The organism is Candidatus Annandia pinicola (assembly GCF_020541245.1).
In the GTDB taxonomy this organism is placed as follows: domain Bacteria; phylum Pseudomonadota; class Gammaproteobacteria; order Enterobacterales; family Enterobacteriaceae_A; genus Annandia; species Annandia pinicola.
Genome location: NZ_CP045876.1, coordinates 38,873 through 54,360, shown reverse-complemented (window position 1 = coordinate 54,360; position 15,488 = coordinate 38,873). Strand labels below are relative to the sequence as shown.

Annotated in this window: 17 protein-coding genes and 1 pseudogene; 3 read left to right on the top strand and 15 right to left on the bottom strand. The window is 16.9% G+C overall.

Annotation, left to right across the window (positions count from 1 at the left end):
* Window positions 1–17: 17 nt before the first annotated feature.
* From pnp to rplM, 15 genes and pseudogenes are all read right to left on the bottom strand, one after another.
* Window positions 18–2,144 (bottom strand): polyribonucleotide nucleotidyltransferase, encoded by a 2,127-nt coding sequence (gene pnp, locus GFK87_RS00270; RefSeq protein WP_226799179.1) that lies wholly within the window; start codon window positions 2,142–2,144, stop codon window positions 18–20.
* A gap of 128 nt (window positions 2,145–2,272) precedes the next feature.
* The gene (gene rpsO / locus GFK87_RS00265) at window positions 2,273–2,542 is read right to left on the bottom strand and encodes a 30S ribosomal protein S15 (protein WP_226799178.1); all 270 of its coding nucleotides are present in this window, start codon (window positions 2,540–2,542) and stop codon (window positions 2,273–2,275) included.
* A gap of 5 nt (window positions 2,543–2,547) precedes the next feature.
* Complete coding sequence (locus GFK87_RS00260; RefSeq protein WP_226799177.1) at window positions 2,548–3,438, bottom strand: tRNA pseudouridine(55) synthase TruB; 891 nt, start codon at window positions 3,436–3,438, stop codon at window positions 2,548–2,550.
* A 13-nt stretch (window positions 3,439–3,451) separates the two neighbouring features.
* Entirely contained in the window at window positions 3,452–3,805 is a 354-nt protein-coding gene (gene rbfA, locus GFK87_RS00255; RefSeq protein WP_226799176.1) for a 30S ribosome-binding factor RbfA, read from the bottom strand.
* A gap of 14 nt (window positions 3,806–3,819) precedes the next feature.
* Complete coding sequence (gene infB / locus GFK87_RS00250) at window positions 3,820–5,580, bottom strand: translation initiation factor IF-2 (RefSeq protein WP_226799175.1); 1,761 nt, start codon at window positions 5,578–5,580, stop codon at window positions 3,820–3,822.
* Between the two features lie 581 nt (window positions 5,581–6,161).
* Window positions 6,162–7,949 (bottom strand): annotated as a pseudogene (gene ftsH, locus GFK87_RS00245) (ATP-dependent zinc metalloprotease FtsH); the annotation flags it as partial.
* Between the two features lie 2 nt (window positions 7,950–7,951).
* Window positions 7,952–8,605 carry an RlmE family RNA methyltransferase gene (locus GFK87_RS00240; protein ID WP_226799174.1) on the bottom strand — a complete coding sequence of 218 codons (654 nt, stop codon included), beginning with the start codon at window positions 8,603–8,605 and terminating at the stop codon, window positions 7,952–7,954.
* Between the two features lie 34 nt (window positions 8,606–8,639).
* On the bottom strand, window positions 8,640–9,128 hold the full coding sequence (gene greA / locus GFK87_RS00235) for a transcription elongation factor GreA (RefSeq protein ID WP_226799172.1): 489 nt from the start codon (window positions 9,126–9,128) through the stop codon (window positions 8,640–8,642).
* Window positions 9,129–9,130: 2 nt separating this feature from the next.
* A complete protein-coding gene (gene cgtA / locus GFK87_RS00230) occupies window positions 9,131–10,141 on the bottom strand; it encodes an Obg family GTPase CgtA (protein ID WP_226799170.1) in 1,011 nt (336 codons plus the stop codon).
* Between the two features lie 26 nt (window positions 10,142–10,167).
* The gene (rpmA, locus tag GFK87_RS00225; RefSeq protein WP_226799168.1) at window positions 10,168–10,428 is read right to left on the bottom strand and encodes a 50S ribosomal protein L27; all 261 of its coding nucleotides are present in this window, start codon (window positions 10,426–10,428) and stop codon (window positions 10,168–10,170) included.
* Between the two features lie 14 nt (window positions 10,429–10,442).
* Window positions 10,443–10,763 (bottom strand): 50S ribosomal protein L21, encoded by a 321-nt coding sequence (gene rplU, locus GFK87_RS00220; protein WP_226799166.1) that lies wholly within the window; start codon window positions 10,761–10,763, stop codon window positions 10,443–10,445.
* A gap of 98 nt (window positions 10,764–10,861) precedes the next feature.
* Window positions 10,862–11,119, bottom strand: coding sequence for a BolA family protein (locus tag GFK87_RS00215; protein ID WP_226799164.1), 258 nt, complete (start codon window positions 11,117–11,119; stop codon window positions 10,862–10,864).
* A gap of 151 nt (window positions 11,120–11,270) precedes the next feature.
* Window positions 11,271–11,927 (bottom strand): hypothetical protein, encoded by a 657-nt coding sequence (locus GFK87_RS00210; RefSeq protein WP_226799162.1) that lies wholly within the window; start codon window positions 11,925–11,927, stop codon window positions 11,271–11,273.
* Window positions 11,928–11,956: 29 nt separating this feature from the next.
* Complete coding sequence (gene rpsI / locus GFK87_RS00205; RefSeq protein WP_226799160.1) at window positions 11,957–12,352, bottom strand: 30S ribosomal protein S9; 396 nt, start codon at window positions 12,350–12,352, stop codon at window positions 11,957–11,959.
* Window positions 12,353–12,364: 12 nt separating this feature from the next.
* Window positions 12,365–12,793 carry a 50S ribosomal protein L13 gene (gene rplM / locus GFK87_RS00200; protein ID WP_226799158.1) on the bottom strand — a complete coding sequence of 143 codons (429 nt, stop codon included), beginning with the start codon at window positions 12,791–12,793 and terminating at the stop codon, window positions 12,365–12,367.
* Between the two features lie 747 nt (window positions 12,794–13,540).
* On the opposite strand from rplM, the gene aroQ reads away from it, so the two are divergent.
* The 3 genes from aroQ (at window position 13,541) to GFK87_RS00185 (ending at window position 15,485) form a co-directional block, all read left to right on the top strand.
* Complete coding sequence (gene aroQ, locus GFK87_RS00195) at window positions 13,541–13,972, top strand: type II 3-dehydroquinate dehydratase (RefSeq protein WP_226799156.1); 432 nt, start codon at window positions 13,541–13,543, stop codon at window positions 13,970–13,972.
* Between the two features lie 94 nt (window positions 13,973–14,066).
* Window positions 14,067–14,666, top strand: a complete 600-nt coding sequence (locus GFK87_RS00190; protein WP_226799154.1) for a hypothetical protein — start codon at window positions 14,067–14,069, stop codon at window positions 14,664–14,666.
* A 24-nt stretch (window positions 14,667–14,690) separates the two neighbouring features.
* Complete coding sequence (locus GFK87_RS00185) at window positions 14,691–15,485, top strand: hypothetical protein (protein ID WP_226799152.1); 795 nt, start codon at window positions 14,691–14,693, stop codon at window positions 15,483–15,485.
* Window positions 15,486–15,488: the final 3 nt, after the last annotated feature.

The window sequence follows — 15,488 nt, the reverse complement described above, 5'->3', positions numbered from 1 at the left end:
TTATTAAAAAAAAAAAATTAATCAGGTAATATAATTTTATTTAATAAATTTTCTTCTTTAGCTTCTTTTATACTTAATCTTATTTTTCCTTGTCTATCTATATCTAAAACTTTAACATATATTTTTTGACCTATTTTTAAATAATCTTTTACTTTATTTATTCTTTTATTAATAATATGAGATATATGAACTAAACCTTCTTTTTGTTTATCATTAATTAAAACAAATGCTCCAAAATTAACTATTTTAGTAACAGTACCACAATAAATATTATTAATTTTTATATCAGAAACTATTTTTTTTATAAAAACTATAGCTTTTTTTGCTTTTTTGCTATTAGAAGAGGATATTCTTATTATTCCATTGTTTTCTATATCTATTTGAGTATCTGTAGTTTCTGTTATTTTTTTTATAACTGAACCACCTTTACCTATAATATCTTTTATTTTTTTTGGATTAATTTCAAATTTATATATATGAGGTGCATTTTTAGAAATTTTTTTACGATGTTTTTTTATAATTTTATTCATAAAATTTAATATTTTTATACGAGCTTTTTTTGCTTTTTCTAAAATTATTTTTAAAATTTTTAAATTAATTCCTTTATTTTTAATATCCATTTGTAAAGAAGTTATTCCATTCATAGTTCCTGCAGATTTAAAATCCATATCTCCAATATTATCTTCATATCCTGATATATCAGTTAAAATAACATATTTATTTTTAATTTTAATTAAACCCATGGCAACTCCTGCAACAGCTTTTTTTATAGGAACCCCTGCGTCCATTAAAGCCAATGAAGCCCCACATACTGAAGCCATTGATGATGATCCATCAGATTCAGTTATTTCTGAAACTACTCTAACAGTATATGGAAATATTTCTAAACTTGGCATTAAATATAAAAAGCTTTTTCTTGCTAAATTACCATGACCAATTTCTCTTCTCTTAGGTACACCTAAAATACCTATTTCACCAACTGCATATGGTGGAAAATTATAATGAAATAAAAAACTATTGCTTCCTTTTTTACCATATAATTCATCTCTATTTTGAGCATCTCTCGAAGTACCCAAAGTTATAAATACAATAGCTTGTGTTTTACCTCTAGTAAAAAAAGAAGAACCATGTGTATTAGGAGTAAAGTTTACACCCATATGTAAAGGCCTTATACTATCATTTTTTCTATTATCAATTCTAGATCTACTATTAAATATTAAATACTTTAATAATTCTTTTTCAACTTTTTTTATAACAAAATTTATTTTAGTTTCACTATATTTATTAAATTTTTTTAATAAAATTTCAGAAATTTCTTCTTTAATAATTTTAATTTTTTCATAAATATTTTCTCTATTTCTAAATAAATATACTTGTATAACCCTTTTTTCAAATAATTTTCTAATATTATTTAATAATTTTATATCTTTTTTTACACAATTATATGAAATAGAATTATATTTATTAGTTTTATTCATAAATATATTTATGTTATTAATTAATTCATAGTGTGTTTTACATCCAAAATCTATTGCTTCTAACATTTTTTTTTCATTTAATATATTAGCTTTAGCTTCAATCATTAATATTTCATCTTTAACACTTGATACTATTAAATCTAAATTTGTTTTTTTCATATCAGAAATATTAGGATTAAGGACAAAACTATTATTAATAATACCTACTCTAGAGGAAGCTACAGGACCTTTGAAATGTATTCCTGATATACTTAATGCTGTAGATACTCCTATAATAGCTACAATATCTGGATTAACTTCAGGATTTAAAGAAATTAATGTAGCAATAACTTGAATTTCATGTAAAAAATTTGTAGGGAATAAAGGACGAACAGATCTATCTATTAATCTAGATATTAAAATTTCATTTTCACTAGGTCTACCTTCTCTACGAAAAAAATTTCCTGGGATTTTTCCTGCAGAATATGATCTTTCTTGATATTGTATATTAAGAGGAAAAAAATCATTTTGAAATGATTTATTTTTTTTACATACAACATTTACTAAAATTATAGTATTATTCATATTTATTAAAACAGATGATGTAGTTTTACGGGCTATAAAACCGTTTTCAATAGATACAATATATTTACCATATTTAAATCTATGAAAAAAATAGTTAAACAAATTGTTTTCCTTAAAACATATCATTAATTATTTTTTTATATTTTTTAAATTAATTTATTTTATAAAGTTTTAATTTATATAAATTTGAAATTTTTAAATTTTATAAAAAAAAATAATTTTAAAATTTATTACCTACGTAATTTTAAGTTTTTTATTAAATTAATATAATCATTCTTATTTATTTTTTGTAAATAATTAAGTAGTTTTCTTCTTTTTGAAACCATTTTTAATAAACCTATTTTACTATGATAATCTTTACGATTTTTTATAAAATGTTTATGTAAATAATTAATACTATAAGTAAAAATAGCTATTTGAACTTTTGTAGATCCACTATCTTTTTTTTTTTTTCCATATTTTTTAATTATTTCGATAATATATTTTTTATTAATATTCACTTTTTTTAATACCTTTTATTTTTTTTAAATTTATTAGGAATAATATAACCATATTCTAATTCAAATACACCAATAAATTTTTTTTGATTATCTGTAGTAATCCTATACATATTATTTGGTAAAAATCTAATATTTTTTTTTATTAATACTTTATTTCCTTTAATTAAAAATTTTGATAAATCATGGTCTATATTTAATATTGGAAGATTTGATACTGCAGTATCTATTGGTAATAATGTTTTTTTTATATTACAAATTTTATTTTTTTTATATATTTTTTCATAAAAATATTTTAATTCTATTGTATTATTTATTAAAAAATATGATAAACGAATAATTTTTATAAATTTAATGTAAATATTGTGTCTAATTTTTTTTTGAATTTTATTAATTATTGAACGAATACTAGTTCCTTTAGAACAATGAATCATTAGTTCTATAAAATTATCCTTAAATTTTATTAATTCAACTGAATAAATTTTAATTATATCTTTTTTTTTTATCATATTAGAATTATTATTATAACATTTATCCATCATTTTTTTAAAAATATAATGTAATATATAATTTCTAAAATTATTATTTTCATTTTTTAAAAAATAATAATCTATACAATATATGTAATTGTTATAATCATCTTCATCATCACTATATTCTCCTAATTTAATAATAATATGATATTTTTTATTTGAATTAATTATAAATTTTGAAAAATTTAAGGATTTTCCAAAACAAATTGGAAGTATTCCAGTAGTTAATGGATCTAAATTACTAACATATTCATATTTTTCAATTTTTTTATTATTTTTAATTTTATTTAAAATTTTATTTAAAAAAAATTTTTTATCTTTATTTAATAAAACAACACCATTTATATTTTTTTTTTTTTTTTTCATTTTTATCATTAATTTATATTTTATTATTTATTTTTTTTAATAATTTCAATATTTTATTACCATTTTTAGAAGAATTATCATATACAAAACTTAGTTTTGGAATTTTTCTTAATTTTATTTTTTTTTTTAAAACATGACGTATATATAAATTTGCTTTTTGTAATTCATTTATTATATTTTTATAATATTTATCATTTAAAGTTATAACAAAAATTTTAGCATGATTAAAATTTAAAGAAACATTAACTTGAGAAACAATAATTATTCTATTTTTAATTTTAGGGTTATTAATTTCATAATTAATAATTATAGATACTTCTTTTTTAATTAATTTTTCAATTTTTTCCAATCTAAATAAATTTGTCATTTATTAAATCCTTATTAACTATTAAAAGATTTTATTTTATCTCCTATTTTAAAGTTTCTATAACTTTTAATAGTTATTCCACATTCCATACCAATACTTACTTGTTTTATATTTCTTTTAAATCTATATAATGATTCTAAATAACCTTGAAAAATAATTAAATTATTTCTTACTATATTTATATAATTATTTCTTTTTATTATGCCATTTAACACCATACAACCAGCAATAGTACCAAATTTAGTTGATTTAAATATATTTCTAATTTCTGCTATACCACTAATCATAAATCTTTTTTTATTTAAAATACTTACATCTTTTTTAATTATTTTTTTTACATCACTTATTAAATGGTGAATGGTATGATAACAATAAACATGTTTTATTTTTTTAATTTTTTTTATTTCATAAGATGATTTTTCTATTTCTACATTAAATCCTAATATTATTGATTTATATCTAGATGCTAAAATTATATCTTTTTCTGTTATATTACCTGTTTTTTTTTTTATTATATTTATTTTTACATTATTATCAATAATATTATTTATTTCATTTAATATATCATCTATTGAACCTTTTTTATCTGTTTTTAATATTATATTTATACAAATAATATTTTTATTTTCTTCTTCAAAATTATAATCATATGAAATATTTAATTTTTTATTTATATTTTTTTTATGGTTTGTTTTTTTTAATATTTTATTTTTATTTATAACAATAATATTATTTCCAGATATAGGATTTTTATTAAATCCTATAATATTTACTGGAGTTCCTGGTAATGCTTTTAATAATGTTTTATTACTAAAATTTTTTATAGAAGAAACTTTTCCAATAATTGAATTACATAAAATAATATCTCCTACATGTAAAGTACCTTGATTTATTAAAATACTAGTTATGGGGATTTTACTAATATTTTTATGGGATTCAATTATTATACCATGAGCTTTAATATTGTGAAAAGTATTTATTTCTAACATTTCAGCTTGTAATAGTATTAAATTTAATAAATCATCTATACCTACACCATATTTTGTAGAAATATTAACAAAAATATTATCACCCCCCCATTCTTCAGATACAATATGATATTTAGTTAATTCATTAATTATTCTATCAATTTTTAATTTAATTTTATCTATTTTATTAATTGCTACTATTATAGGTATATTATTTAATTTTGCATATTTTATAGATTCTATAGTTTGAGGCATTACACCATCATCTGCTGCTATTATTAATACCATAATATTAGTCATTTTAATACCACGTTCTCTCATAGATGAAAAAGCTGAGTGTCCAGGAGTATCTAAAAATGTAATTTTACCATTTTTAGTTTTAATTTGATATGTTCCTATATTTTGAGTAATACCACTATATTCTTTAGAAGTAGTTTTATTGGATTTTAAATAATCAATTAATGAAGTTTTACCATGATCCACATGACCAGTAATAGTAACAATTGGAGAATATATCTTGTTATTTAATTTATTTTTAGATATTTTTTTTTTTTTTTTTTTATTTTTTTTTATTTTTTTATATTTTAATAATATTTTAATTATAAATAGTATAATATAATTATCAATTTTTTGTTCAGTAGTCAATAGAATACCAAATTTAATTATATAACTAACTATTTTAGAAATTTTAATACAAATTTTAGATGATAAATCTATTAAATTAATTTTTTTTTTTTTTATAAAATTAATATTTATTTCATTTTTATTTTCATGATTATTTTCTTTTTCTTTTTTTTTTTTTATCAATTTTAAAATTTATTTTTATTAATTAATAATTTTTTTATTAATATTATTTTTTTTTAATTAATAATATAATCATTTCAAATTATAAATTTTTTATTTATAATTACAAATTACTATTAAAGTTGATTTAATTTATAATTTTTATAAATAAAAAAAACATTGTTGTATTAAATAGTCAACTTAAAAATTTTATTTTAATTAAAAAAATATTAAATATTATTTTTTAATTAATATAATTTGTATTATTTATATTTATAATAACAATATTAAATATAATAAATATAGCTGTTAAAATTAAAATTATATATTCTAAAAAATAACGATTTACTAAGTTACTAAATTTTTTTGTATTGTTAAAATTATTATAAAATAATTTATTTTGTTGAATAAAAATTAAAAATATTAAAATTAAAGATATTAAAAAAAAAAATAAAATAATTAATATATACAAAATTAATTATCCTCTAAAATAATATTAAATTGATTTCAATAATATCTAAATATTTATGAAAAGTTAATTATTAAATATTTTCAATTTATATTTTATTATGTTAAAATTAATAATATTCTATAATAATTTCTTAACGTTTCATTATTTCTTTTATTTTTATTATATCTATAGTTTCATTTTTTAATAATGAACTTTTCATTTTATTTAATATATCAATATTATTATATAATATTTTTCTTGCTGTATTATAATTTTTATCTATTATTTTTTTAATTTCCTTATCAATTATATAAGAAGTTTTTTCAGATATTTTTACATTTTTAAAATTACTAAACATATTTTTATCATAACTTTCTTTATATAATAATGGTCCTAATTTATCAGAAAAACCCCATTTAGTTACCATATTTCTTGCTAAATTAGTAGCTACTTTAATATCATTAGAAGCTCCTGTAGAAATATATTTATCTCCATATATAATTTCTTCTGCTAATCTTCCTCCATATAATGTTGCAATGCGACTATCTAATTTTTGTTTACTAACATTAGATATATCATTTTGAGGTAAAAAAAAAGTCATTCCTAAAGCATTGCCACGTGGAATAATAGTTACTTTATGTATTGGATCATTTTCTGGCATTAAATAACCTACAATAACATGACCAGATTCATGATAAGCAGTATATTCTTTTTGTTCTTCAGTTACAATTAAAGATCTTTTTTCAGTACCCATTAATATTTTATCTTTTGCTTGTTCAAAATTTTCCATAGAAACAATATTTTTATTTTGACGAACTGCTAATAATATAGCTTCATTTACTAAATTAGCTAAATCTGCTCCTGAAAAACCTACAGTATTTTTTGCAATAATTAAAGTATCAATATTTTTATCTATAGATTTATTATTAATATGAATTTTTAATATTTGTTCTCTACCAATAATATTTGGTAAATCTATCATTACTCTACGATCAAATCTTCCTGGTCTTAATAAAGCTTTATCTAAAATATCTTCTCTATTAGTAGCACCTACAATTATTATACCTTGATTTTTATCAAAACCATCCATTTCTACTAATATTTGATTTAAAGTTTGTTCTCTTTCATCACTACTACTACCAAAACTATTAAAACTTCTTTGACGTCCTACAGCATCAATTTCATCTATAAATATTATACATGGTTTTACTTTTTTTGCTTCTTCAAACATATTTCTAACTCTAGAAGCTCCTACACCTACAAACATTTCAACAAAATCAGAACCCGAAATAATAAAAAATGGTACTTTAGCTTCTCCTGCAATTGCTTTTGCTAATAAAGTTTTACCAGTTCCAGGAGGTCCTGTCATTAATATTCCTTTTGGTATTATTCCTCCAAGTTTTTGAAATTTAAAAGGGTTTTTTAAAAAATCTACTATATCTTTAACTTCTTCTTTAGCTTCATCACAACCAGCAACATCTTTAAATGTAGTATAAACATTATTAAATAAAATAAGTTTAGCTTTATTTTTGCTAAAATACAAAGATCCTTTATTGTTTCCTTGAATTTTTTTTAAAAATAATACCCATGCTATTATAAAAAAAAATATAGGAAACCAGGATATAAAAATAGAAGTTAATATTCCAGGTAATATTTTTGGTGTTCCAAAAATTCTAATATTTTTTTTTAATAAACAATTTAATAATTTAGTATCATTAATAGGAATATATGTATTATATTTAATATCATTTTTTTCTATAAATTGTATTTGATGTCCTTTTATTATAACATCTTTAATTTTATCATTATCTATTTCTTTTAAAAAAGTTGAATAATCTACTAAATTATTACAATATTTAAATGAGTCACATTTTTTTAAAATAGATATCAAAGAAAATAAAACAATTGACCATAAAATAAAGTTTTTTATTATATATTTCAATTTTAATCCTTAATTATATTTTTTATTAAATATTTTTTAGCTAATATATATATTTCTTTAGAATATGATTTTGATGATTTAGGTTTACATATTTTAATTTTTAAAAAAAAATTTTTTATTTTTTTTATATATTTACTAAAACTATTATTTTGAAATATTTTTATTAAAAAATAACCATTGAAAGATAATAATTTTTTACATATATTAAAAGCAGCATTAAATAATTTTATAGTATTATAATTATCTATATAAGATATACCACTAATATTTGGAGACATATCTGAAATAATAATATTTACTCCTTTATTATTAAAATGTTTTAAGATTTTTTTAATAGTTAATTTATCTATAATATTACCTTGAATAAATTTAAATCTATTATATGAAATATTTTTCATTGGTAATAAATCACATGATAATAAATTTCCATTTTTTTTTATTTTATTAATTACATATTGAGACCAACTACCAGGATAAGATCCTAAATCTATTACATTCATACCAGAATAAAATATTTTTTCTTTTTTATTTATTTGATCTAATTTAAACCAAGCTCTTGATCTTAATTTTTTTATTTTAGATTGTTTATAATAAAAATCATTAATTTTTTTTTTATAAAAATTACTTATTTTATTATTAAATTTATTTTTTTTCATAATTTTATTTTTAATTAAAATAAAACATTAATAATTAATTTTTACCTATTTTTAATATTTTATATTTTATATTTCCATTTGGAGTATTGACTGTAATAATATCTTTTATATATTTACCTATTAAACTTCTAGCTATAGGTGAATTTATAGAAATCATATTTTTTTTAATATCAGCCTCATCTTTACCTACTATAGTATAATTAAATTTTTTATTATTATCAATTTTTAATATAGTAAAAGGTATTCCAAAAACAATTTTTTTATAATTTTTAATTATATTTGTATCTATAATAACAGCATTTGATAATTTATCTTCAATCTCTTTAATTTTATTTTCAAAAAAAGATTGTTCTTCTTTGGCTGCATGATATTCTGAATTTTCTTTTAAATCACCATTTTTTCTAGATGAAGATATTAATTTTATTATATAAGGTATTTTATTTTTTTTTAGTTCATTAAGTTTTTTACGTAAAATTTCTGCACCTTGTGCTGTCATAGGAGTTATAGTGTTTTTTTTTTTCATTTTTAATTTTTATTATAAATTGATTTTATAATGTTAAAACATAATTCATTAATCCCAATGTTAGTTTTAGATGAAATTATGAAATATTTTTTATTCCAATTTATTTTTTTAATTATTATAGAAGATAATTTAATAGATTTTTTTATATTAACTAAATCACTTTTATTAAAAATTAACCAACGGTTTTTTTTATATAGTTTATTATTATATTTTTTAAGTTCATTTTGAATATTTATAATATTTTTTATAATATGATTTATATTTTGTGAAGAAATATCTACTATATGTAATAGTAAATTACAACGTGTTAAATGTTTTAAAAATTTTATTCCTAAACCAATTCCTTTATAACAATTTTTTATAATTCCTGGAATATCTGCTATTATAAAATTTTTTTTTTTATTAAATTTTACTAATCCTAATTTTGGTGATAATGTAGTAAATGGATAATAAGATATTTTAGATTTAGCAGAAGAAATTATATTTATAAAAGTAGATTTACCTGCATTTGGAAGACCTAACGTACCTACATCAGCTAATAAAATTAATTCTAATTTAATATATTTTTTTTCACCCTCTAAACCTAAAGTTCTTTTTATTGGTGTTCTATTAGTAGAACTTTTGAATCTACTATTTCCTATACCACAAGAACCACCTTTTACTAATAATAATAATTGTTTATTATTTATTAAATCAATAATTATTTTATTATTATCTTTATTTATAACTCTTGTTCCTATTGGTACTTTAATATATAAATCTTTTCCATCTTTACCTGTTTTTTTTTTACTACTACCATTTTTACCAGATTCAGCAAAAAATATTTTTTTAAAATTAAAATCTATTAATGTATTTAAATTATTAGATGTTTTTAGCCAAATATTACCCCCGTTTCCTCCATTACCACCATCAGGACCTCCTTTAGGTATATATTTTTCTCTTCTAAAACTTATTATACCATCGCCTCCTTTTCCAGCTACTACATAAATATAAGCAATGTCAACAAATTTCATTAATTGTCCTATCTTATTATCAAATTTTACTTTTTATCATAAATATTTACATACTTTTTATTTTTGTTTCCTTTATTTTTAAAATATATATAACCATCTTTTAAAGCAAATAAAGTATAATCTTTACCACAACCAACATTATTACCTGCATGAAATTTAGTTCCTCTTTGTCTAATAATAATATTTCCAGAATATATTTTTTCTCCACCATAACATTTAACACCTAACCTTTTAGAATGAGAATCTCTACCGTTACGTGTTGATCCACCGGCTTTTTTATGTGCCATTTTTTACCTTTTTATTATATTTTATTAATTTCAATTTTTAAAACTTTAATTTGAGTATACCATTGTCTATGGCCTTGTGTTTTTAAATGATGTTTACGACGATGAAATTTTATTATTTTAATTTTTTTATTACGACCATGTTTTATTATTTTTATTTTAACAATTACATTTTTAACTATAGGATTACCTATATATATTTTATCTTTATATGATAAAAATAATACTTTTTTTAAATATATTATTTTTTCTATATTACAATTAATTTTATCTAAAAAAATAATTTTACCTTTGCTAATTAAATATTGTTTATTTCCATGTTCTAAAATAGCATACATTTATAAAAAATTCCATTTTAAAATTTATAATTTATATTTAATATTATAAATTTAATTTAAAATATAATTAAAAAATAATAATTATTTAAATATATAAATTATTTATTAATATTTAAATTAATTTTTTTTTTCCATTCTTTTATTGAATATGATTCTATAGATATTGAATGTATTTTTTTTTTTAAAATATATTTAAATAAAGGTTTATAAATTATTTTTTGTTTTTCAATATCATCTAATTTTTTAAAAATATCATCTATTGCAATTATATTAAAATTACTATTATCACCATTTACATATATTTTTTTTAATTTTAATTTTTCAGATAATATACAATATATTTTTTCTTTTTCCATAATTTAAAATCCTAATTAAAAATGAAAATATATTAATACATTACATATTTAATAATTGTAATTAATATTTTATAAAATATTATTTTTTTATAAATATATACATTAATTTAAATAATTATATAATTTAATATATTTTAAATTAATTATTAATTTAAAAATTCATATTTATTTCATATTTTGTTAATGAATTTATAAATTTTCTTTTAGAGAATAAATTATTCATATAAACATATAATTTATATCTATATTTACAGTTTAATATTATTTTTAATTTTTTTATTCTCCATAAAATAGGAGCTATATAACAATCTAATAAAGTTAATTTTAAATTAATTAAAAATGATGATTTTTTTATAAAAATATAAACTATTTTTGATACTTCTTTAGATAATTGTTTCTTTGCTTTTTCTGCATAATTAAAATAATTTCTTTCAATAATATTTATTAATTTATACCAATTAGATGTTATATTATAAATTATTAATCTATTTTCACTTCTTTCCAAAGGAAAAATTGGTAATAATGAAGGATAAGGAAATTTTTCATTTATATAATTTATAATAATATTAGGTTCATATAATATAATATAACGATCTATTAACATTGGTATTTGGTGTAAAAATAATCTATTATTTTTTTCATAATTATGAAAATTTGTAATTGTTTTAGGTATTTTATTAAATGATATTTGTTTTATTTTAACATATATATTTTTTATGGATAAAATCATTCTTATTTTATGACTGTAAATATCTTTATTTCCAGAAAAAAGAGTTAATGGAAAATATTTACTTTTTTTTTTAATCATTAAATTTAACTTTGAGTTTATATTATAAGCTAACGTTTTGAAAATTGTGAATTTTTTCTTGCTTTTTTTAAACCAAATTTTTTTCTCTCAACTTGTCTTGAATCTCTAGTTACAAAACCTGATTTTTTTAAATTTTTTTTAGTTAAATAATTATATTTAATTAATGATCTAGTTATTCCATGTCTAATAGCTCCTGCTTGTCCTGAAACACCTCCTCCTTTTACTGTAATATATAAATTTAGTCTATTTTCCATATTTGACATTATTATAGGTTGAAAAATTAACATTTTAGAATTTAAATTTTTAAAATATTTATTAATATTTTTATTATTAATTAAAATATTTCCATTTCCTGGTTTTAAAAATACTCTAGCAATAGATTTTTTTCTACGACCAGTACTATAGTAACAATTTATTTTATTCATATTATTCCACCATTACAAATTTAATAATTTAGTTTTTTGTGATTTATGTTCATATTTTTCTTCAGGGTATATTCTTAATTTTGAAAACATTTGTTTACCTAAAGGACCTTTAGGAAGCATTCCTTTAATAGCTTTTTGAATAACTTTTATTGGATATTTTTTTAACATTTTTTTTAAAGATACTTTTTTAATACCACCAGGATAACCTGTATGATAATAATATTGTTTACTATTTATTTTATTTCCTGTTAATAATATTTTTGATGCATTTATAACTATTATATTATCACCTGTATCTATATGAGGAGTATATATAGGTTTATTTTTTCCCATTAAATATTTAGATATTTTAGAAACAAAACGACCTAATATTTTATTCTTTGCATTTACTATATACCATTTTTTTATAATTGATTTTTTTTTTATTGTAAATGTTTTCATAATATTATTTTAATTATATAGTTATTATATAAACTAAATTTTATATAATAAAATTATAAATTATTTTTATAAATTAATAATAAAAAAATTTAATTTATCTTTATTTTTTAAAATTATATTAATATTAAATGTTAAAAAAAATTAAATTTAATATAATTATTATTAATATTAAATAGTATTATAATTAACTAATTAATAATATAATAAATAAAAGTTTTATTATTAAAAAATAATGATATTTTTAATTATTTTTTTTAATTTTATATATATATTAATTATTGTTATAAAATTTATTTATTTTTTTTAATTTATATATTATATTTTTTTAAAATTTTTTATTAAAAAAATAATTTTATGGTAAAATTTAAATAAATATATTTATATTATAAATTTATTATTTTTTTTATCATTAACTAAATTTAGATAAAAAATAATTATTATAAATATTTTAATTATAAATTATATTATTAAAATAATTTATAATATATTATTAAATCTTAATAAATAATTTATAAATTTATAATGTTAAAAATTATTTATATTTTTAATATAATATTGATTTTATAAAAATATTAATATATAATTAATTTATGTTTTTAAATTTATATTTTTAAAATAAAATATTTATTAATTTATTATAAAAATATTTGATTACTAAAAAATAATTATTTTTTTTATTATATTATTAAATTATTATTAAAATTTTTAATAATTAATTAAAAAAAATTTGTAGGTGGGGGTAAAATAATGTATAAAGTTTTATTATTAAATGGCCCCAATTTAAATTTATTAGGTAAAAGAGAATCTAATATATATGGTAATATAAAGTTATCTAATATAATTTTAGATTTAAAAAATATAGCCAATAAAAATAATATTTTATTAAAAGATTTTCAATCTAATTCAGAAGGTTTATTAATTGATAAAATTCATAAATCTTATAAAAAAATAAATTATATAATTATTAATCCTGGTTCTTTTACTCATACAAGTATAGCATTACGTGATGCTTTGTTATCGGTAAAAATACCATTTATTGAAATTCATATTTCTAATATATTTTCTAGAGAAAAATTTAGACATAAATCTTATATTTCTGATATATCTAATGGAATTATCTGTGGTTTTGGAATTTATGGTTATTTTTTAGCTTTAAATTATATAATTAAAATTATATAATATTAATTTATTAATATATAATTAATATAAATAAAAAAAAAATAAATAATTAATTACAAAATTAATTATTTATATTAAAAAGAAGAATAATATAATGAAAAATAATAATCCTATAAGATGTGTTTTGATTAGCGTATATAATCCATATTCAATTTTAAAATTTTTAAATAAACTTTATAAAAAAGATATAAGTTTATTGTCAACAGAAAGTATTTACGATATATTAACAAATAATAGTATAAATTCTACTAATATTTCAGATTATGTTCAATTTCCAAATATTATTATAAATAACATTAATCTTTTACATCCTAGAATACATGCTGGAGTTGCAGGAAGGCGTATTAAAGATCATAGTGATATGTTATATAATAGAGTTGTTCCTATTGATATGATATGTGTAGATTTAATTCCTTTTGAAAAATTAATAAAATCAAAAAATATAAAATTAAGAGAAATAATGAAAAAAATAGATATTGGTAATCTATCATTGATAAAATCTTCTATTATAAATTATAAAGAAGTAGCAATTGTAATTAATAATCATGATAATATTATTAAAGAAATGAATAATAATAATAATTGTATAACATTAAAAACTAAACTTGAATTAGCAGAAAAAGCATTTGTTTATTCTGTTGAATATGAAAAAAAAATTTTAGATTATTTAAAAAAATATAAACATATAATTTAAAAAAAAATAAAATAAAGAAAATATATGAAAATTTATAAATTAAATAGAACGAGTTTTGTTTATAAAAAAGAGTATTTTTTAGATAATAATAATAGATTACCAATATTTGTTGGAATTTTAATAAAATCTAAAGATTATAATTATATTATAAATGAAATAAATAAAATTTTATATAGATATAAAATTTATTATATATATTCTTCTTTAGATATTGGTCCTCAATTAGTTTTTTTTGAAAAAAAAATATATCAAAATATTATAAAAAATAGAATAAAAAAAGAGTATATTAATATAGCAATTATACCTTTTACAGTACATAATATAATAAATATAGATAAAAAAAAATATACATTTATTTTAATATATAATAATAAAATGATATTTAATAATGATAATAATATTGAATTTAATAAAACAACATTAATGAGTATAGGAAGAAAAGTCCCTTCTCATCAAGAAATTGAAGATTCAATTTTTGCTTATGATATGTTATTTAAAATAAATGAAGAACTTATATTTTACGTATATAATAAAAGATTAAATCATTTTGAAACCATGGATACATTTCATGATCGTTGTAAACAAAATATACATTATAAACCTTTAAGCAAAACCTGTGTAATGTCAATTGTTGATTGTGAATCTTTAGGGGAACGTCATTTTTCTATATCAAAAAGTATGGGAGTTAGTTGTATTATAAAACCAATAGGTGATGAAGATGATCAAAGAATATTAAGATATGCTTGTAGAAATAATATATCTATGTTACTTATTAAAAATAAAAATAAAAAAAAAAAAAAAAAAGATTATTCTTTTTAATTT

Coding starts and splice junctions, on each gene's coding strand:
- rplM (WP_226799158.1), bottom strand. CDS start 12,793: ATGAAAACATTTACAATAAAAAAAAAATCAATTATAAAAAAATGGTAT.
- GFK87_RS00185 (WP_226799152.1), top strand. CDS start 14,691: ATGAAAATTTATAAATTAAATAGAACGAGTTTTGTTTATAAAAAAGAG.
- aroQ (WP_226799156.1), top strand. CDS start 13,541: ATGTATAAAGTTTTATTATTAAATGGCCCCAATTTAAATTTATTAGGT.
- GFK87_RS00190 (WP_226799154.1), top strand. CDS start 14,067: ATGAAAAATAATAATCCTATAAGATGTGTTTTGATTAGCGTATATAAT.
- rbfA (WP_226799176.1), bottom strand. CDS start 3,805: ATGACAAATTTATTTAGATTGGAAAAAATTGAAAAATTAATTAAAAAA.
- GFK87_RS00260 (WP_226799177.1), bottom strand. CDS start 3,438: ATGAAAAAAAAAAAAAAAAATATAAATGGTGTTGTTTTATTAAATAAA.
- rpsI (WP_226799160.1), bottom strand. CDS start 12,352: ATGAATAAAATAAATTGTTACTATAGTACTGGTCGTAGAAAAAAATCT.
- rplU (WP_226799166.1), bottom strand. CDS start 10,763: ATGTATGCTATTTTAGAACATGGAAATAAACAATATTTAATTAGCAAA.
- GFK87_RS00215 (WP_226799164.1), bottom strand. CDS start 11,119: ATGGAAAAAGAAAAAATATATTGTATATTATCTGAAAAATTAAAATTA.
- rpmA (WP_226799168.1), bottom strand. CDS start 10,428: ATGGCACATAAAAAAGCCGGTGGATCAACACGTAACGGTAGAGATTCT.
- GFK87_RS00210 (WP_226799162.1), bottom strand. CDS start 11,927: ATGATTAAAAAAAAAAGTAAATATTTTCCATTAACTCTTTTTTCTGGA.
- greA (WP_226799172.1), bottom strand. CDS start 9,128: ATGAAAAAAAAAAACACTATAACTCCTATGACAGCACAAGGTGCAGAA.
- cgtA (WP_226799170.1), bottom strand. CDS start 10,141: ATGAAATTTGTTGACATTGCTTATATTTATGTAGTAGCTGGAAAAGGA.
- GFK87_RS00240 (WP_226799174.1), bottom strand. CDS start 8,605: ATGAAAAAAAATAAATTTAATAATAAAATAAGTAATTTTTATAAAAAA.